The sequence below is a fragment of the Xanthomonas phaseoli pv. dieffenbachiae genome, from assembly GCF_008639345.1.
GTDB lineage: Bacteria > Pseudomonadota > Gammaproteobacteria > Xanthomonadales > Xanthomonadaceae > Xanthomonas > Xanthomonas phaseoli.
In genome coordinates this window covers 2494188-2512206 of record NZ_CP041380.1, presented here as the reverse complement: position 1 = coordinate 2512206, position 18019 = coordinate 2494188, and the positions used below count along the sequence as shown (strand labels likewise).

Annotated in this window: 18 protein-coding genes and 1 pseudogene; 1 reads left to right on the top strand and 18 read right to left on the bottom strand. The window is 64.7% G+C overall.

The genetic code is table 11. From position 1 onward, the window contains the following. Positions 1-47 precede the first annotated feature (47 nt). The 17 genes and pseudogenes from FLG15_RS23760 to FLG15_RS11360 all read right to left on the bottom strand — a co-directional run. Positions 48-236 (bottom strand): annotated as a pseudogene (locus FLG15_RS23760) (hypothetical protein); the annotation flags it as partial. A gap of 37 nt (positions 237-273) precedes the next feature. After that, positions 274-903, bottom strand: coding sequence for an imm11 family protein (locus FLG15_RS11440; RefSeq protein WP_150146255.1), 630 nt, complete (start codon positions 901-903; stop codon positions 274-276). A gap of 492 nt (positions 904-1395) precedes the next feature. Next, positions 1396-1719: a hypothetical protein gene (locus tag FLG15_RS11430; protein ID WP_150146249.1), complete on the bottom strand. Its 324-nt coding sequence runs from the start codon at positions 1717-1719 to the stop codon at positions 1396-1398. A 68-nt stretch (positions 1720-1787) separates the two neighbouring features. After that, the gene (locus tag FLG15_RS11425) at positions 1788-2366 is read right to left on the bottom strand and encodes a hypothetical protein (protein ID WP_150146246.1); all 579 of its coding nucleotides are present in this window, start codon (positions 2364-2366) and stop codon (positions 1788-1790) included. A 130-nt stretch (positions 2367-2496) separates the two neighbouring features. Further along, entirely contained in the window at positions 2497-4770 is a 2274-nt protein-coding gene (locus tag FLG15_RS11420; protein WP_150146243.1) for a helicase-related protein, read from the bottom strand. 168 nt (positions 4771-4938) lie between these two features. Further along, positions 4939-6048 (bottom strand): DUF6094 domain-containing protein, encoded by a 1110-nt coding sequence (locus tag FLG15_RS11415; RefSeq protein ID WP_150146239.1) that lies wholly within the window; start codon positions 6046-6048, stop codon positions 4939-4941. 64 nt (positions 6049-6112) lie between these two features. Next, positions 6113-6766: a hypothetical protein gene (locus FLG15_RS11410; protein ID WP_150146236.1), complete on the bottom strand. Its 654-nt coding sequence runs from the start codon at positions 6764-6766 to the stop codon at positions 6113-6115. 78 nt (positions 6767-6844) lie between these two features. After that, positions 6845-7105 (bottom strand): hypothetical protein, encoded by a 261-nt coding sequence (locus FLG15_RS11405; RefSeq protein WP_150146233.1) that lies wholly within the window; start codon positions 7103-7105, stop codon positions 6845-6847. A gap of 14 nt (positions 7106-7119) precedes the next feature. Beyond that, the gene (locus FLG15_RS11400) at positions 7120-7527 is read right to left on the bottom strand and encodes a hypothetical protein (protein ID WP_150146231.1); all 408 of its coding nucleotides are present in this window, start codon (positions 7525-7527) and stop codon (positions 7120-7122) included. A 106-nt stretch (positions 7528-7633) separates the two neighbouring features. Then, positions 7634-7978, bottom strand: coding sequence for a hypothetical protein (locus FLG15_RS11395; protein ID WP_150146228.1), 345 nt, complete (start codon positions 7976-7978; stop codon positions 7634-7636). Between the two features lie 101 nt (positions 7979-8079). After that, on the bottom strand, positions 8080-8778 hold the full coding sequence (locus tag FLG15_RS11390) for a DUF3275 family protein (protein ID WP_150146225.1): 699 nt from the start codon (positions 8776-8778) through the stop codon (positions 8080-8082). Between the two features lie 59 nt (positions 8779-8837). Further along, the gene (locus tag FLG15_RS11385) at positions 8838-9752 is read right to left on the bottom strand and encodes a DUF3577 domain-containing protein (protein WP_150146222.1); all 915 of its coding nucleotides are present in this window, start codon (positions 9750-9752) and stop codon (positions 8838-8840) included. A gap of 405 nt (positions 9753-10157) precedes the next feature. Further along, positions 10158-10523, bottom strand: a complete 366-nt coding sequence (locus FLG15_RS11380) for a DUF3085 domain-containing protein (protein ID WP_150146220.1) — start codon at positions 10521-10523, stop codon at positions 10158-10160. Between the two features lie 55 nt (positions 10524-10578). Continuing rightward, positions 10579-11355 (bottom strand): GTPase, encoded by a 777-nt coding sequence (locus FLG15_RS11375; protein WP_150146217.1) that lies wholly within the window; start codon positions 11353-11355, stop codon positions 10579-10581. Positions 11356-11682: 327 nt separating this feature from the next. Further along, positions 11683-12075, bottom strand: a complete 393-nt coding sequence (locus FLG15_RS11370; RefSeq protein ID WP_150146214.1) for a hypothetical protein — start codon at positions 12073-12075, stop codon at positions 11683-11685. A gap of 19 nt (positions 12076-12094) precedes the next feature. Further along, on the bottom strand, positions 12095-12307 hold the full coding sequence (locus FLG15_RS11365; RefSeq protein ID WP_150146212.1) for a hypothetical protein: 213 nt from the start codon (positions 12305-12307) through the stop codon (positions 12095-12097). 335 nt (positions 12308-12642) lie between these two features. Continuing rightward, entirely contained in the window at positions 12643-14214 is a 1572-nt protein-coding gene (locus FLG15_RS11360) for an ATP-binding protein (RefSeq protein WP_150146209.1), read from the bottom strand. Positions 14215-14674: 460 nt separating this feature from the next. Between FLG15_RS11360 and FLG15_RS11355 the strand changes: the two genes are divergently transcribed. Further along, complete coding sequence (locus tag FLG15_RS11355; protein WP_150146206.1) at positions 14675-16072, top strand: hypothetical protein; 1398 nt, start codon at positions 14675-14677, stop codon at positions 16070-16072. Between the two features lie 378 nt (positions 16073-16450). Here the strand turns inward: FLG15_RS11355 and FLG15_RS11350 are convergent, their stop codons facing one another. Continuing rightward, positions 16451-17914, bottom strand: a complete 1464-nt coding sequence (locus FLG15_RS11350; RefSeq protein ID WP_150146203.1) for a DNA cytosine methyltransferase — start codon at positions 17912-17914, stop codon at positions 16451-16453. Between the last annotated feature and the right edge of the window lie 105 nt (positions 17915-18019).

Genomic DNA, 18019 nt, shown 5'->3' with positions numbered 1-18019 from the left:
AGGTCGTCCAAGGTGCGGGTGATCCCGTCCGTATAGGAGCTTCGCGTCCTCCCTCGATGCGGCGAGGTCTGGAGTTCATCGGCTAGCTCACCATCCACTGGCAGATACAGCCGGTTGGTTGATGCATCTTGGTCGATGAGCCCTTGTTCGACCAACGTCTTGAGTAAGACATGCTGGCGGAAAAGACTCTGCTCAAGGACGTGATGGCTTTGCAGGATGGCATTAGTGGATGGCACGTCTTGCGACTCCCAGGCACTCGGCGGGCACCACGGTTCAGCAACCGGCGGCGTCTATGAGCCGAACGCCCCGCGTCCTTGGCGACTTGCCGAAACCACTGGCGCGCAAAGCATCGCGCAAGATGTGGTCGCAGAAGGCATCCGCCGTGTAGGGCGTCCGGAACACGTGCGCGGATCCAACCACTTCTTTCTCGAATGCCAAGTCGGCGCCGCCAGCAATGCTGTAGTACTTCCCGTTCGGATATCCCGTCAGCACCTTGACCCTTGATGCTGTCTCGTCGATGGCATCCAGTATCCTGACCACCTCGCACAGGTAATGCGGCGGCGCTTGCGAACCATCTTCCAACAGGAACTCACACGGCGCGAATGAAAAGCCTTCGGGATCCACCGTCTGGAACACATGCTTCAGCGGCTCTGACACCAGCCAGTAGTCCTTGAATCCACTGTCCAGGTCGCGCGGCATGTCGCCATCCCGATGGTCGTGGCGTAAGCGCGGTACTTCCTGCAGCATGGCAAGTCCGCCGCTTTCGGGGGGGCTGCTCAGATATGCAGGAAACGGCACGGACTTTTCGTTCACGAACTGCACGCCATGCCCACGACCGCCGCCTCGCATGTCTGGCTGAAGGATGTAGAACACGCCCTTCTCCGGTTTGTTTTCCGTCTTCATTGGTGTTGACCTTTGTAATGGCCTGAGCGATTTTTGCGCTCAATTCCTAGCCTCGGGAGTCAGCGGCATCCGTCCACCACAAGCCACCGGAAGCTGGTTTCCGCCAGCTTAGGAAGGGCCGAATGATCAGGCGTGGAGGTGTCAGAAGAGCTTGCTCGTTGGAAATTTCAACATCGGTCCCAGGGCCGCCTCCGCGGATATCCGGATCGAGGAGGCAGAAGCGTCCTTTCTCGGGGTGTGGGCTGCTCATGATTCAGGCGCTGCAGTCGATGGCTGGCCAAGCAAGCCTTGGCGGCAGCCTTGTACAGGGAGACATTTCCTGGGTCAGGATGCGGATTGTTCGGCCAGATTGCCACAAACCCACAGGAAGCTCGACCATGCGAGTCGCGGTGGTTGCAAAGGTCTGCCCGTGTCGGGAAACGGCGTACTCACCGAGCCCGGGTCGAGCGCGATCCCGATCACGTTCTCATCGAGCGAAACGTCTGCGGTGAATCACTTGCAGTAAGCCAGCGCCGTCACCCGGTACTTCTCGGCAAAGCTGCGCGGATTGGGGTTTTCCGTGGCGCCGACACTTGCCACGGTGAAGCCGTTCGGGCAGTGACGGCGAATATCGCTCTCGCACGGAGGCGCGGTCGTCGCATCGAACGTGTTACCAGGCTCGTTGCACGTGGCGAGGTAGCTGCCGTCATCGCGGCTCTTGAAGGAACCCAGCCAGTCGTCGAAGCGATGCATGCCGCGGTCCACCGAAGCGCAACCGGCCAAGGCCAGGGTCAGTGCGGCCAGGAAGGCCCGAGCGAAGAAGGATTGCTGCGGCATCTGCGCCCATCCCAGGTTCCGAAGACCAGTGCGCGCGCCGACATGCGCGCGTGGCCGATGCTATGGGGTCACTCGACTTTGAGTGTGAAGTTGGCGTTAATCGCCCAGCTGCCGCCGCTGTTGCCGAAGCTCAGCGCCGTCTGGAAGCTACCCGCTGTCGGGGAGTTCCAACTCGCGTTCCAAGCCCCGTCAGCGTTCCTGCTGAGCGCGGCGCTGGCGCCGCTGGCGAACTTGAACTCGGTGCCGATGGAGTCGTTCGAGAACGAGAACGATGCATCGCCCACGGTGACCCTGCCCGATCCGCTGAGCTCTCCGCCAGGGGCGAACGATGCGCTCAACTCGAAGTTCTCCATGCCGGTCCTGAAACCCACGCGGCCGTCCATCGAGCTTCCGTTGGTGGAGGCGGAGCCGAAGGCGTTCCCCCTCTCGACATTGACCTCGGCGCCACCGGTCTTCACCCGACCGTTGAACCTCGTGGTGGAAATCTGGCCGCTGAAGGTGGCCCCGATCACGCGGCCGTTCTCCCTCCAGACATCGGCCTTGAAGGGTATTTCATCATCGGGAAGTGGCTGGCCGGGCGTCGGGGGCCGTGCGCTCGGCAGCGCGTCCCGATCGGAGGTGGCCGGTGGTGTGCGAGATGAAGTCATGCTGCTCTCCAAGTGGGTTCGACAAGCCGGACAGTGTGTATGGCCGCCTCCATTGCCGAGGTAACCCCTGGTAAGGAGATGCGCGCAAAAAAAGCGGCTCCCGAAGGAGCCGCCAAGGGTCGTCAAAGGATCAATGCACGAGCTGCCGTGCCAGAGCCACTTCCACGGAATCACCATCCTGGTTCAGCACGTCGAGCCCGCTCTCGGGAATGTCGCCGGACGTGCTCTGCGCCACCATGATCTTCTGGGCCATCAGCTTCAGGCAGCTCATTTGCGACGAAGCCGCGTAGCCGAGGTAGATCACCTTGATGCATTGCGTCTGCCCGATGCGCCAAGAACGCCGTGCCGCCTGTTGCAACGAGTACACGTTGTAGCCGGATTGCATGAAAACGATCGTGGGAAACTCCAGCAGATCCAGCCCGGTCTTGACCAGCTCCGGATTGGTGATGAGCACATCGATGCCGCGCTCCAACTGCTCGGCGATCCAGTCCTCGCGGCGGCTCGCGTCCACGTTCGCGCGGAGCACGGCCACCTTGAAGCCCGCGGCTTCGAGCAGCCGCTTGAGCCGCGAGGTCGTGTCCCGCGTTCCGGTGTACACCGTGTAGACCAGCGTCTTGCGGCCCTGCGCCTTCTCCTGGCGGCAGATGTCGATCAGTTCCCGCTCCTTGGGCATGACCTCCATGTCTTGGAACTGGGGCGGCACGAACGCCAGCGTGTCGCGTGTGCGGGGATGCACGACGTTCTCCGCGCGAAAGCAGGTGTCCGGCCAGGCCAGCAGCACGTTGAGGACCACGCCGAGCAGCGTCGTGTCGCGACGGGCCAGGGCCTGGCGCAATGCACTGGTGAGCGCTATCGATAGCGCGCTGTAGGCGCTGGCCTGCGCGGGCGCCATCGGAACTTCGCGGAACTCCTCGTCGTACGGGGGCAGTACGTCGCGGCCGAGGTCTCGCAGCTTGAGGAAAACCGTGAACGGCAGCACGCATCGCAGCACGCCCTTGGGACCGAAGCCCGGTGCCTTGACCGTTCGGACACTGGTCTTGCTGCCCTTGGCGGTCTTGTGCGCCGTGCCGGTGCCCTCGGAATAGATGTCCTTGAGCACCCCGTGGTCACGCATGAACGCCATCGCGGCCGAGGTCATCGAGCCGCTCTTCGCCGGCCGGTAGCCGTCTTCGATCATCCGCCCGGGCAGGGCGCGGAACAGCAGGTAGAACAGGTCGTCGCCGTATCCGCCCATCAGCGTGCCGGTGAGCAGCAGTGCCTTGCGGCACTTCGCGGCCAGCACGCCCATCGCCTGGCCCTGGGCACTGCCTCCGTTCTTGTACTCGTGGGCTTCGTCCGGGATCAGCAGGTCGAACGTGCCTTGCGGCAGGTAGCGTTTGATGAACTCCGTGGGCTGGTAGCCGCCCTCGCCGAAGCCGAACTCCATGTTGGCCATGGCGCGCTCCATGCGCGCAGCCTGGCGATCGGAGAACACCAGTTCCCCATTGGCGTCCATCAGGTTGATGAACTCATGGATGTTGTCGCCCAGCATCGAGGCCAGGAAGCCGTCGCCGAACTTTCGCATCAGCTTCTGCGCGGTGGCTTCGCCGATCGTGGGAATGCGCTTGAGCGCCTTGGCGACGGCCGAGGACTGGGCGCTGCCGGACAGGCTTTCAGGCCGCATGAGCGTCCACAGGGGCGCGGCGCAATGGCCGCACTTCCTGCGGTGCTCGTCATCGTCCAGCGAGGCCGGATGGACCGGCTCGCCGTCGAAGTCGGTGACGACATGGCCGCAGTCGGGACACGTGGCCACGTCGCCGCGGCGTGTGCGCCGGACCGCGCAGACCGGTTTCCAGTGAAACCCCATCCGCATCCGCACCCGGCCCAAGACGAAGAACTCCTGGCCGGTGGGACGCTCGCCCAACTGCTCGCGCAGCTTGATGAGTTTGACCAGGGTGTCCGGGCCGTTGAGCACCCAGACCCTGGCACCGGCGACGGTTTCGAGGATTTCGCGCCGCCACTTGTAGACCAGGTGCGGCGGCGACAGCACAAGCGTGCGGCGGTAGCCTTCGGCGTGCAGCACGGCGGCCGTGGCGATGCCCACAGTCGTCTTGCCGCAGCCCATTTCGCCATTGACGATCGCGGCACGTTCGCCGCGGTCGATCAGCAGCTCGGCGGCGGCATGGACCACCTCGGCCTGGGCGGGGAACAGCGTGCGCTTGAGGCCTGCGACGACGCGCTGGCGATGGGCCCTGGGTCGGCCGCTGTAGACCGGTGGGTTGGCGCGGTTAAGGGACTCCAGCAGTTCGTCGCCGAACTCGGCGACGAACTCCGTGAGGCCCAGCTCCAGGGGAGAAGGCTCCGCGCCGAGCAGGTCGCCCTGCACGGGTGCGTTGTCCGCGGTGGTGTCGATTTCGAAGGACATGGTGATGCTCCATGAAAAATGGGGCATGCACCTCCCCTGCGGGGCGATGGCATGCCCCGGGTGGGAAGAAAGATCGGCGGTCCGCCGACAGGGTGAGGATGGATGGGGCGGTGGTGCCCCGTGGAACGACTGCGGTAGGCGGCGGTGCGCTGCCCTGCAAAAAACCGATCAGCGGATGGTGAGGACTTCGCCCAAGGTCGCGGAGCCTGGAGTCATGTCCCAGGCCCGGATGACCGGTACGAACTTGTCGGTGAGGATGCGGGTTTCGGCCACCGAGCCGTCTTCGCGCTCGGTGAACTCCCGCTGGAGCGTTTTGTCCTTGTGGGTATCCCCTCGAACGACGAGCACGCGGCCGCTCTGGGAGCGCACCACGCCGGAGATCGCGCCGGCAGCCAGCGCGAGCGCCAGATGCCATGCGGACAATGCCCGGGCCGGCGGGCGCAGCGACTGCTGCGCGGCACCCAGGTGCGTGTCCAGCATCGGCCAGAGCCCACGCAGCCGGCCGACTTCCTCGGCGAACTGCCCGGGCTCCATCGTCACGCGGTAGAAATGCTCCGGCGCGCACGGACTGGCGGGAACGCTGTAGGGAAGAAACGGCCAGTCGATCGGCAGTTCGTCGGCCTCCACGTCGCCATGCCCGATCCGCAGCAGCAGATCCCTCGCCGTGGCCGCGGGCTCGGATGCCAGCTCGCGCTGGCGTGTCCGGCGCCCGAAGATCACCACTTGCTTGAACTGCGTCTCCACCGCTCGGTAGACCCGCAGGCCGTCGAAGTGGCGCGTGAGCCATCCGACCAGTTCGGCATCGAGCACGTAGCTGGGCACGATGAAGACGAGCACGCCGCCGTACTGCAGCAAGGGCAGGGTGCGCTGGTAGAAGAGCTTTTCTAGGCGCGCCCGGCCCTGGCCCTGGTAGCCGACGTTGCCGTTGGCGTCCTTGGACAGATCGCCGTAGGGCGGGTTGAGCCAGAGCAGGCCGAAGGCCTGGCGGGAGACCATCGTGTCCATCAGGTCGCCGTGCAGGCAGTGGTCCACCAGCGAACGCGCGTGGGCCGCGCGCTCGCCGTCGTACTCAACCGCATACGCGGTGACCTGCGCGCGCCCTAGGGCGTGCGCCGCCTCGGCGATCGCCACGCCTTCGCCGGCGCAGGGATCGAGGATGCACATCGGACCGCTGGCGGGCGCGAGGGCGGACAGCACCCGTGCGAGCGTCGGTTCGTCGGTCGGGAAGTAGCCGGCCTTGATGAAATTGCGCGCGATGCGCGGAAACATGAGTGCCATGGAATGCTCCTGTTGCGGTGAGAGAAAAAGGGGAGGGGCCTGCATCGCAGGCCCATCGAGGGCATCAGGCGCGTCGCCGAATCGGCTCTGCCGGGAGGGTGTCCTGCGCGCAGGTGCGCAGAACGCTGCTGCGGATCAATGCGCCCAGTGCTTGGGTGAGCACGGGCACGTCCAGGGCCAGCCGATAGCCTTCGAGCGGCCCGAGGGCCAGCGGAAGGCGACTCAGCATCGCCTGGGTGGACAGCAGCTCCAGCACGGTGTCGCGCCAGTGGTCGAGCAGGGGCAGCGGACAGGTCTGCCGCAACAGCGTCCACAACCGTTCCGTGGATGCGGTGTCGGCCTTCGGGATCAGGGCGAGCGCGCTGGCGTTCGCTTTGTCGGGCTGCACGCAGCGGCGATCGAACAGCCACAGGTGGACCATGGAGCCGAACAGGGTGCGGCGGAAGGCGCGCGTCATGCGCTTTTCCAACTGCTCGGCGTTGCCGATGAACACGGGAAGCGACGCGCCCTCGCCGGTGACCAGATGGAACTGGTCCAGGCCCTGCGCGTCGCCTGGCAATGTCAGGCGCGCCAGAAACTCCTGGATGGCGGTGTCGCGTGCCCAGACGGACAGAAAGACGAGTTCGCCCTGTGCCCCGCAGACGCAGGCATCGGCCATCAGGTCGGTGCATTCGTCGATGCGGTAGAGCGGCGGGGTGGATGGCGGATTGGCAGGCATGGTGGTGTCCTTGGATGCAACGGGAACAGCACCGCCCGCCGGGGCAAGCACTGCCCCCAGGGGATGGAAGAGGACCGCTCAGCCCGGCGAGAATCGCCGGGTGTGCGGATCGAAGCGAAACACCTGGTTTGCCGAGGTGATCGGCGTGAAACCTTCCAGGTAGATGTGGTGGAGGTACCGGTCGCGGTAGGTCAGGGCTTGCCGTGCCTGTTCCTCGGAGAGGCCGTTGCGGATGAAGTGCTCCTGCATTTCCTCATCGCCAGAGACTTCGTCGTTGGACAAGCTTCCTTCGACGAGTGCCAACAGCGAGGGCGAAAGCGCCGTCAGGATCGCGTCCATGTCGGCTCCATCGCTCAGGCGGTCGGCGCCGCGGCGGATGCCGTGGCCACCGTGGGCGCGCGACGCCGCGCGTGGTAGGCGCGAACGCCTGCACGCCAGTCGGCGGACTGCTCTGGCGCGAGGTCCAGGTAGGACAGAGGGCACGAGTAGTAATACGGGTGCATGCATTCTTCCAGGGGCTTGTGGCCCCATTGGTCGCCGCTGCGCTCCAGAAGATCGCAACGGATGCTGCGCAGGGACTGGCCCGGCGCGAGATCGCGATGCACACCTTCGGCCTTGGCGGTCACCTCCGTGACGGACCACAGGACATTGCCGCGCAGCGCATGGGCGATGACCTTCACGCTGGCGCGCTCGGTCTCCTGCGGTGCGATCAGTTGCGCGATCAGTTCGGACCGCGATTGGGGAGAGAAATACCAGCCCATGAGAGGCCTCCTGAGAGAAAAGAGCCGGAGGTCTCCCCCGCGGGGAAGCGCCCCCGGCGGGTGGTTAAAACGCCGCGTGTGCGGCGATGGGCCGAAGGGCCCGTCGTCAGACCGAACCGCAACCGGCGGGACAGCAACCCAGTTCGATGCCGTGCGAGCAATAGCCGTTCTCGGCATTCCAGATCCGGGATTCCTGCCGCTCGGCAGGCGTGGCGTAGCCCCATTCCCGGGCGATTTTCAGAGCCTGTTCGCGCTGGTCTGGGGGCAACCGACGGGCGCGCGCATCGATGGACGAACTGAAGCATTCGACGTAGTAGTCGTGAGACAGACCGCAACCCTGGTTGGCGCGTGTGGCGACTTCGTCGCACACCGTGCGCCATGCGGGCTCATCGAATGCGCCGGACATGCCATGGGGGCGCGGTGAGTCAGAACTGCACTGGATCGTGGACATGGTGAAGATCTCCAAAAGAAGCCGGAGTGCGCTTGCGAAAGGGAAGGCGTGGGAAGGCGCTCCAGCGGGTAAAGAAATCACCGCGGTTGCGGTGCACGGAACTACGCCGCCTGGGGTTCCGACGTGCGCTGCCATTCCTGTGACCTGAAATCCAGCACATAGCCGAGCGCGCCCAGGCGAGCGATCTGCATGCGCAGCGTGCGGCGGTCGATGGTCGAGTCCAGCTTGACGGACTCACCCAGGGGCCACAGCACGCCGAACAACGCAGCGTCCTCGCCGTCGGCACCGCTGGCGGTGGCGGCCTCGGTCGCGGGAGCGGATGGCGCTTCTACGCCGAACGGCGTGGTATCGATCAATGGATTTCTCGATGCCTGCTCGGGTGCGGGCTTGGGAGCGGGACTCGGCTCGGGAGCGGGTGCCGACGTGGCCGTGGCCGGTGCTCCCGGTTCCTCGTCCAGCGGATCGACGTCCTGTGGCGCAAAGCTGCGGGCATCGTCGCGACTGAGCTTGTCGATGCCGTGCAGCGTCATGCCATCCAGGCTGGCGCGGATCTCGAATCGCATGCCGCCGCCGACCGGGTAGGACTTGGGGAAGATGTAGCGGATGATGAATTCCCCGTCGTACTTGCCCTCCGGGTATTGCTCCAGCTCCGGATCCTTGACCTCGAACACGCCGAGGTGCGTGGCGAGCCGGCCGACGGTGAACGGGCCATTGCGGCCGCGGATGGTGCGCAGCGTGAGCTGGCCTGGGACGACGATGGGCGACACCGATGGTGGCTCGGGTGCCGTGGTGGTTGCCATGTGGTTCTCCTTGGGTATCGGGAATAGAAGACAGGGCCCCGCGAGGGGCCCTTGTGGGATCAATACGAATCGGCCAGAGCCGGCTCCCGCTCCCGTGCCTCGTCGTCCGGCTCGCGCGTGGCGGGCTCGGAGGTATGGTCATCGGTCGTGGGTGCGTCCGCGTTGTCGGATCCTGGCGTTTGCTGGTCCGGCGATGCACCGCGGTCGGATTCCCCGGCCGGGTAGACCTTCTGCCCATCGATCTTGATGAGACCGATATGGACGAGCTTGGACTCCAGACCCGCGGCCGGCTCGCCTGCATGCTCGCCCTTGGTGCGGATGTACGGATCGATCGTCATGTCGTTCAGACGGAAGGCGATCAGCACCTTGCGGTCGGACTCGACGGCCTGGATGCAACGCCGCACCAGATGACAGGCGGCTTCCGTGGCAACTTTCGTCTCGATGTACCGGTACGCGGGCTCGTCGACCGGGCCCGCAAGCGCGGCGATGGAGCAGGACAGGAACGGGTCGCCGTCCTTCGGACGCACGTCCTCGGGGCGGTTGAGGTAGCCGATGCCCCGGGTGATGATCTCGTGCGTCTCGATCGCATTGAACTCTGCACGGTCGATCAGCTCGGCCTTGAGCAGACGGCCTTTGATGCTCGCGGCGGCCTCGCCCTTGCGTTCGCCGCCGGTGCGCAGGTATGCGTCGGGCCACAGGTCGCCGATGCGAAAGCGCACCAGCGGCCGGTTCCGTCGATCATTGACGCCGAGGTAGCGTTCCACCAGCTTCTTGGCCTCGGCACCCGAGACCCTCGTGTCGAAGTAGCGGTAGCTCGGATCATTCGCCGATCCAACCAGTGCTGCGATCTTGCAGGCCAAAAACGGCTGGGCGCGTCTGCCGCCCCGGACAGGGACTTCGCGGACATCCTGCAGGTAGCCGATGCCGGAGGTGTGGAGGTCGAAGTACGACTTCGCTGGGGATGGGGTGTTCATGGTGAATCTCCATAGGACGAAAGCGGAGACACACCGACCCCAGCCTGCGGGGAGAGTGCGTAACCCCGCGGTGGGTTGAGTGGGCAAAAAAAGCATCCGCCGCCGGGGAACCGGCGGCCGTTCGCGGCGAGGATGCGGAGCGAACTGGTTCGGTCACGCAGCCGGGGGGCTGCGCGCAACCTCGAAGACCGGAGGTCGCCTGGCATGTCGCCGAAGTCTTTCGGCAGGCATGCGGTGAGCGTCCCGCGTGCATGCCATGAGCGCCAGCCACAACGTGGCTCGCTGGCGCACCGCATTGCGCTCAATTGCCTCCCGTTGCACACAGGAAATGCGCGCAAGATGTGCGCCCAAGAAACACGCCCAAGAAAAAGCCCCCGCATGGCGGGGGCTGGGTGAATGGCTGCGTCAGCCGTGGGGATCGGTGGATGGGACCGCCCGCACGGACAGCAGTTGGTCCGTGGCCGAGAGCCACAGATCGAACTCGCCGTGGAGGACTTGCTTGAACACGGCATGGCCGGGATCGAAGAACTCGGCGAAGTCGTCGCCGCCGAGTTCACCATGCGCCAGGTTCCACCACGTATCGAAGTCATCGACGTCGGGGTGGCAGCCGATCGCGTAGGCGAGCAGCTTCTGGCGCCCATCGGCGCAGCGTTCGCCGTGCTCCGCGAGCCAATACACGCCCTGGTCCTTCACCAGAACGAGCTTGCAGCGCTGAGCGAGGGCTTCGGTAAGGACAGGGCGCAGATCGGTGCCCCGGAATCGAAGAGACATGCTGAACTCCTGAAAACGTAGGCGAGGAGGCCATCCCCGCCCGGTGGGCTGGGGATCAAGGCAGTCGCCGCACTTGAATGCGGCGCCAGCTGCCATCGTCGATGCGCGATTCCAATACGCTGCCGAGGTCGTCGAAGAACACGTCCTCGGTGCGATCGACGCATTCGCCATCACGATGCAGTTCGATCACGTACTGGTCCGCGGCGCGGTCGTATAGCACCCGAACGTCGCCGGCGAACTTGTCCGTGGAGACGGTGAAGCCGATGGCCGGCGGCGTTTGGATGATGTGGGCGGGCGTTGGATCCACCCAGGTGAATTCCCGGGCACCCGCATCGACCAGCATGTGCGTGATGCGACGAAACCCGTCCGGTGCCGGCAACTGCTCCAGCTGTTCGATCAGCGCGGCCAACTCGGGGCAGCGGGGTTTCGGAATGGGCAACGGTGCCGGCGCGGAGCCCAGTACCGTCGTTTCCACCGAATAGGCGTGTCCGTCGGAAGTCTGCTCGATCCGCTTTTGCGGCGTGTCCGCCCGAAGGCCATCGAAGCGGCGCCTGGCATAGGGCTCGACGCGCACCTTGGTGCCTTCATCGGGCACTTCGGTCACCAGGGTCCGGTCGAGCACCGCGAACTCGGCACGACCCGTCTTGACGACGATCGCCTCGTCGGTCCTGGCAATGACCTTGCCGTCGAAGGGCTTCGGATCGACGGCAAGGCCCAGGATCGAGACCTTGGGTTCGCCGTCGAAGATCTGGAACTTGAAGCGACGGACGTTGGAGGGCACGTGGCCGCGCACCAGTGTCGGCATCTGTGCGCGGATGGCTTGGGTATCCATGGAAGACTCCTTGAGAAATCCAAGGGACTTCCATCCGCAAGGGAGGAATATCCCTTGTGGGTTGGCGTGGAAGGACGCAGGACGCGCCCGGTGAGGGATGACCTGTGCAGCGAGCCGCACCGAGCCTGGTAGGTCGTGGCTGCTGGGAAATTGCCGCTGGCGAATCGGAGGCCAGCCCTTGCGGACATGGCATCCGCAAGGAAACGACCGGCGCTGTCAGGCGTCGGTCAGGAGATGAAGGTTGAGCTCAAAAAAGAGGGCCATGGTCCTGGGCAGGACACATGGCGCTCGGGTGGCAGTAGAAAACCATGGGGCAGCTGAGCGGCCCTACCAGCCGACGTAGTTCAGCACCAGATCGGCAATGACCTGCCGGCGTGGCAGATCGAGGCCGCCGAAATCGGCCAGGCCCTCGAACCTGCAGCGCCTCAGCATGGCGGCACCTTCGCGGGCGTTGTAGAAGCTCACCATCGCGGAGAGGAACATGCGCTGGCCGCCGCTCAGGACGTCGAGTGCATGGCCCACGGCGAGCAGGTTGGGACGCAAATCCCACTTGCTGGTGGCCTGCTGCAGGCCCTCTGGCGTGCCGTCGCCGAACCATTCGTGACCGGCGATTTCCGCACCGCGCTTCCATGCCTGGAAGAACGCTTCGGGCGCTGCGGTGAAGTGCCGCTGTTCTTGAACGAACTGCTCGACGATCTCCGGAGGGAGAGTGGAATTCATGACAGGCTCCTTCTGCGGATCAGGGGTGGGACATCTGGGACCATCCACCGCGCTCCAGCGCACGCTGGGCAGTGGCCTCGCTGCGGAAATACTCATTCGATTCGCGAGACACCGGACCGTCGAGGTCACGTGTGCCGATGTAGTGACCGGCGGCGCTGTGCAGCACCTGCAGCGGCAGCAACTTGCCGGCATAGGCCAAGGCCAACTGACCAAAGCACGAAGGCTGGGACATGGACAAACTCCTTGAAAACGCGAGGCAGGCCAGCCCTTGCGGGATGGCGGTTCCCGCTGGCGGTGGATGAAAATGGCATCGGCGCCAGGAAGGCGCTCGTCCGCGAATCGATGCGAAGCGGACTGGTGGATCGCGCGGGACTTATCCCGCGGCAGCCTTGCGATCCAGGCTGCTGGCATGGCGCTGACGACGTCAGCAACACATGCGGGCAGCATCTCGCCGGCAGTTCTCGGAGTGGGCGGTGAATCCGATGTCGCCGCGATCCGTATTGCGGGCAAAAAAAAGGCCCCGCACCGAAGTGGGGGCCGTGGCAGGCCAGCTGTAGCTGGTGGCGATCAGGGGGATGTGACCGACGCCAGCTTCCCTTCTGCATCGAACGCCAAGGTCACGCTGGCGTGGGCCAGCTTGGGTTGCTTCCCATAGCGCAGGGCATGGGGCAGCAGCGTTTCAACCACCGGGGCCGGCGATGAGGAGCTGCCAATGGCGATGAAAGTCCTGATGGTCTCCGCGTCTTCGTCTTCGCGGTTTTCGTCGTAGCGATCGTCGATGATGTAGTCGCTGATGAGCCTCGTCACCTTGCATGCTTGCGCGGTGACGAACAGCTTGCTTCCCTTGCGGAGGGCCGGGACATCGTAGGCTGTGGTGCCTCCGAGAGCGCGGACCTGCAGGGTGCTCACGAGTTCCAGCCTGATCTCGTAGTCGTCCAGGCCTGGATTTTCCTGCTGGTGCAGGGGGGCTCCGATGCTGACCGCGATCTGTTCCGCGCAGATGGGGATCGCAAGGCTGCGGAGCCAATGCTCCTCATGGAGGTTGGGCTGCTCCAGCAGATAGGCATCCGCCGCCTGCAGATACACCTCGGTCACCAGCACATCACTGTCGTCGGCATCGATCGTCCAGACGCCACGCTCCGACAGCGCCTCAGCGGAAACCACGCCGTCAGCGCCGTACCCCTCCCAAAGCCGGTGAACGCCGGCAGGTTGCTGATCCCAGGACCGGAACCAGGCAAGAGGCACGTATGGAACGTCGTTGAGGAGGTCTGCGTTGTAGGAAATGACACATGCGTCCGCATACCGCTCGGCGAACTCGCTCGCTGGCAGCTCGGACTTCTTGTCCACCAAGGCCTGTCGGTAGGCCTGGTCCACCGCGGCCTGGATGCGAACGGAATCTTCCGCTTCGTTCAGCAGATGCTGCCGATCAGGCAGCCTGGCGACCGTATCGTCGGGCAGCAAGACAATCTGCGCCCGGGAGCGCGGAGATCCGACGTGGATGGGCAGGCCCTGGAGGAAGCAGCGCCACTGCGTTCTGGCACCGAGCAGGTCGATCAACACACGGCCCATGGATGTCTGGTGCCAGGCAAGGTCCGGGCTTGTCAGGGGTCTGGGAACCTCTGTGTCGTTGACCCAGACCCTGACGGGAAATGCCTCGCAAAGGCGCTGCATCTCGGTCCTGACCCAGTCCGGCAACGACACGCGCTGGTGCGGCGACCTTACTCCGTCCAGTCGGATTTGCGTGCCATGGACTTCGACGTCCGATGGGACGACGTAGATCGGCTCACCAGAGAATATGCGCGCGGTCGGCGTGGAAAACATGATGCCGCGCGAGCGGACCGTCAGCTGCTCTGCGAAGTACAGCGTGGCGAGCGCACCCATGCCGAAGGCAGTTTCGCGTGATTTGATGGACTCGTCCCAGCCGGATTCGGCGATGTGGATCAACGACTGCAGGTTGGCGATACCGATGCCGTTGTCCTGGATGGTGAGGCTGTCCTCGGTGACGGAGAACCGGATTTCGCTCGCCTGGGCGCGGCGGGCGTTCTGCAGCAGTTCGCCCAGCATGGAGCTCTGGTTGAACGCATGCCGCAGGTTGGCGATGAGGCGGTGCTGATTGGTTTGAAGTCGGATGGTGTGCATGGATGGCTCCTTGGATGAGGCGCGCGATGGCGCACGCGGGCGCACGTCCGCCTGCTCGCATGCGAGCGTGGGTGTGACGTTTGCCAGGGGGACGAAATGGACCTTGAGAGCCCGGCGGAGGAAGTGGCATCAACAACCTGGGGAAGGGCGCGCGTCCGCGGACTTGATGCGGTGCGGACTGGCGGATCGCGCGGGAGGTTGCCCGCGGCAGCCCGGGGATCCTGGCTGCTGGCATGGCGCTGACGACGTCAGCGGCTCATGCGCGCAGCGTCTCGCAGGTCTGTCTCGGCATGGGCAGTGAATGTGATCTCCGCATTGTTCACATTGACGGCAAGAAAATTAGCTGCATCTAATCTGGGCAGAGCAGCATGGTGTAGTGGTGGCTCCAATGCAGATGCTTGCGAAGTCAAATCAAACCAACCGTCTGTAAGAACGCGGCAAAGCCCTGCTGGAGGAAAAATTGCAATCACTGCCCGAAAGTCTTTTTGGTGTCTACGCTCTGGCTTTGCCGCGTGGTCATGGGTTTGGCTCGCGCCCGCCGACAGGTGCTTGGACCACGTCAGACCATCTTGCCTGCGGCGTGCTCCGTCGCGACGAAATAGACATGGGCCTTGGAGTGCTGGTCATGAGGCGACGTGTAGACCATGTATGGACGGTCACAGCGGATGAGTGGGGATTTCCGGACGAGGATGTGGCGAAGACGCGGATTGCCGAGTTGCTGCGCGAGGGAGAGCCAGCCGAGCCGTTGCCAGCAGGGGTTCGAAAGCGAGCCGCACTCAACGATCTGCAGCACCGCTCCGCCAGCGACATCTTCAAGCTGCTTGGCTCCAAGACCCATCATCCAGCGGCTTGGATGCTTAACCAGCTCTACCTGTCGCTACCGAATCCTGATGCAAACTGGGCTGCCGATTGCCAGACCAACAACTTCCATACACGACTTTGGGAAGCGCAGTTGCTCGGCAGCTTCCGAGAGCAAGGCCTGATCGTCACACAGCCGTTCGATTCGCCAGATTTCCGGATCGAGAACCGGCATGGCGGCGCTGCATGGGTCGAAGCGGTGACCGCCAACCCCGAAATCGCCTACAACCACGTTAACGCACCGCCAAGCAGTCCACCACCATTAGGCGAGGACATATTTTTCGGCCCCGCCGCTCTTCGGTTCGCAAAGACCCTCGGAAACAAGCTGCAGCGGCGATATGCCGGTCTGCCGCATGTCGCTGGACAGCCTTTCATGATTGCAGTTGCCGATTTCCAAGCGCCGGGTTCGATGACATGGAGCAGGGAAGGTCTCATCGGATACCTCTACGGCATTGGCGCGGAGATTGCGGAGAGCGATGGTAGAAAGCAGGCGCGAACTTTGTCGGCCTCCCTTCTGAAGGGACCATCGGCATTTGCGGCAGGACTCTTTGCCAACGACCAGCACAGTGAGCTGTCTGCTGTGATCTTCTCGAACGCATGCTCGCTCGGCAAGTTCAATCGAGTCGCTATCACAACGTTGGGCGCGCCCCCGGGGCTGCGCTATATGCGGATTGGCAAGTTCTTCGACCGGACGCCGGGCGCTTTGGAAGGTATTCCGTTCTGTCTCGACGTGACCAGTGACGAGTACAAAAGCCTGTGGCCCGGCGGGCATGAACCATGGTCGGCCGAGCTTGAAGTCTTCCACAACCCCTTTGCTCGGCACCCGGTAAATTTTGATCTATTGCCCGAGGCAACGCATTGGTTCGAGCAAGACGGCGAATTGATTTGTTCGACGATGTACGAACACTCGATTCTGTGGTCAAGAACGATGATCTTGAACGCTGATGACACGGTGCCCACTTTGCAGGATTTCATGGCTGAGACGGAGCCTGAAAAGTAAGCTTCGCGTAACGTTCCGGAACGTTCGCTTGACGTGGCGATTGACGTGGCGATTGACGCAGGCCATTCATTAGTCGTCGGGAATACTCTGCCCGCAACGCTCGCGAGGATGGAGCCGCGACACTTCAGCCAGGTCGTACCCCAGTGGTCCATGTCCCACGCGAAGTCGTCCGGAAGCGCCATGCGGGCATGCTACCGACCGGCATCTCCCGGGCTGAGATGCCGGTCGTATCGATGGATGCCGCATAGGCGCTGCTCGGGCGCCCCCGGGTCGAGCGGCCTTATGGCCCCGGGTCGGCATGGCTATCCTCGCGCGCCTGCAGTGCAGGCGCCATCGGAAATCCGCACGCCGCGCGTCGCGGAATTTCCCGTCGACGCGTCAGGACTTCCCTACCAGGCTGCGTCTGAGGCGTGCGCCGAGCCAGGCGACGCAGGGGACGGCCATCGAGTTGCCGATGGCGCGGTAGCGCGGCGCGTCGGTGGCCGGTTTTCCCCGGTACGGCACCAGCGTGTGGTCGTCGGGCATGCTTTGCAGGCGTTCGCATTCCCGCGGCATCAGGCGGCGCACGCGCCAGCGCAGTCCCCATGCCGTGTCGCCGTCCTCCAGCGCACAGACGTAGTGGTCTTCGTGGGCGGCGGCCTGCAGCACCATCGGCCGTCCTTGTCCTGCCTTGCCACCGCCGGTCGACAGGGCGCCGGCGATCTGGCCATGGCCGGACTCCCAGCGCACTTCGCTGCGCGAATTCTGCGCGAAGGCGATGGCCGGGACGACGCCGGCATTGGCGTGGCTCGTCCGGTGTGCACCTGCACGCAGCGTCGGGGAACGTTCCGCGTCCGCATCGGCACCGCAGCCCTGGGCGGTGAACGCGATGATGGGCACCCCCTTGCCGGTGCCGTCCTCGCCGGAGCCCTTGCCGCCGTTCGCCGTGTCCAGCGTATGGCTGATGGCACTGGCCACCGACTGGACAAGCATCGTCTCGGTTGAGAGATCGAAGCGCGGCGGCGCACCCAGCAGGCAGGCAGCAACGTCGGCGGGCCCCTGGGCGTTGCCGAATCCCATGGAGATGGAGACCTTGCCGTAGGGGGACGTCAGGCCGGGCGATCGGCTTGCTTTCGGAGCGCCTGCTCCAGCAGCGCGGGCAGCGCCTTGCCACGGCGCGTAGCCCGGCGAAGGATCCCCACGCACGCCCTCCTGCTCAAAAAGTATTTCTGCGGGATCGATGTGGTCTCCACCACTTGCCACAAGAAACACACGGCGGCGGCGCTGGGCGACGCCGAAGTATTGGGCGTCGAGTACACGCCAGGCGATGCGGCGCCGGGGTCCAGACACACAACCTGCGTTCGTCCATCTTGGCCCTGGCGGTTCGAGCGGATGGTCCTCGCCGGCCAGTGCGCCCAGCAGGCAGCCGAAGGCATTGCCGCGATCGCTGAGGACGCCTGGGACGTTTTCCCAGACGAGCGTGGCCGGCGGGCGGCGGGAACGGGTGCGGACTTGGTCGATGGCATTGGCAATCTCCACGTAGGCTAGGGTGAGCGCGCCGCGCGGATCGGACAGACCTTGGCGGGCGCCCGCGACGCTGAAGGACTGGCAGGGCGTGCCGCCCACCAGGATGTCGGGTGCCGCGATTTCGCGGGCGCGGATGCGCCGCGCCAGTTGCACCATGTCGCCGAGGTTCGGCACGTGCGGGTAGCGGTGCGCGAGCACCGCGCTCGCGAACGCATCGGTCTCGGAGAACCAGGCCGGTTTGAGCCCGAGCGGCTCCCAGGCAAGGCTCACCGCCTCGATGCCGCTGCAGACGCTGCCGTACGCGATGTCGTTGTTCGTTTGGGGTGAGGGGTTCATCGGGGGCTCCTGTTCATGGGGGGACGTCAGGAGAAAGGCGCCAAGGACCGTGCGGTCCTCGGCTGGCGAGAAAGGGGCCACCTGTGGCGAACAGATCACGCGGTC

Coding starts and splice junctions, on each gene's coding strand:
- FLG15_RS11440 (WP_150146255.1), bottom strand. CDS start 903: ATGAAGACGGAAAACAAACCGGAGAAGGGCGTGTTCTACATCCTTCAG.
- FLG15_RS11430 (WP_150146249.1), bottom strand. CDS start 1,719: ATGCCGCAGCAATCCTTCTTCGCTCGGGCCTTCCTGGCCGCACTGACC.
- FLG15_RS11425 (WP_150146246.1), bottom strand. CDS start 2,366: ATGACTTCATCTCGCACACCACCGGCCACCTCCGATCGGGACGCGCTG.
- FLG15_RS11420 (WP_150146243.1), bottom strand. CDS start 4,770: ATGTCCTTCGAAATCGACACCACCGCGGACAACGCACCCGTGCAGGGC.
- FLG15_RS11415 (WP_150146239.1), bottom strand. CDS start 6,048: ATGGCACTCATGTTTCCGCGCATCGCGCGCAATTTCATCAAGGCCGGC.
- FLG15_RS11410 (WP_150146236.1), bottom strand. CDS start 6,766: ATGCCTGCCAATCCGCCATCCACCCCGCCGCTCTACCGCATCGACGAA.
- FLG15_RS11405 (WP_150146233.1), bottom strand. CDS start 7,105: ATGGACGCGATCCTGACGGCGCTTTCGCCCTCGCTGTTGGCACTCGTC.
- FLG15_RS11400 (WP_150146231.1), bottom strand. CDS start 7,527: ATGGGCTGGTATTTCTCTCCCCAATCGCGGTCCGAACTGATCGCGCAA.
- FLG15_RS11395 (WP_150146228.1), bottom strand. CDS start 7,978: ATGTCCACGATCCAGTGCAGTTCTGACTCACCGCGCCCCCATGGCATG.
- FLG15_RS11390 (WP_150146225.1), bottom strand. CDS start 8,778: ATGGCAACCACCACGGCACCCGAGCCACCATCGGTGTCGCCCATCGTC.
- FLG15_RS11385 (WP_150146222.1), bottom strand. CDS start 9,752: ATGAACACCCCATCCCCAGCGAAGTCGTACTTCGACCTCCACACCTCC.
- FLG15_RS11380 (WP_150146220.1), bottom strand. CDS start 10,523: ATGTCTCTTCGATTCCGGGGCACCGATCTGCGCCCTGTCCTTACCGAA.
- FLG15_RS11375 (WP_150146217.1), bottom strand. CDS start 11,355: ATGGATACCCAAGCCATCCGCGCACAGATGCCGACACTGGTGCGCGGC.
- FLG15_RS11370 (WP_150146214.1), bottom strand. CDS start 12,075: ATGAATTCCACTCTCCCTCCGGAGATCGTCGAGCAGTTCGTTCAAGAA.
- FLG15_RS11365 (WP_150146212.1), bottom strand. CDS start 12,307: ATGTCCCAGCCTTCGTGCTTTGGTCAGTTGGCCTTGGCCTATGCCGGC.
- FLG15_RS11360 (WP_150146209.1), bottom strand. CDS start 14,214: ATGCACACCATCCGACTTCAAACCAATCAGCACCGCCTCATCGCCAAC.
- FLG15_RS11350 (WP_150146203.1), bottom strand. CDS start 17,914: ATGAACCCCTCACCCCAAACGAACAACGACATCGCGTACGGCAGCGTC.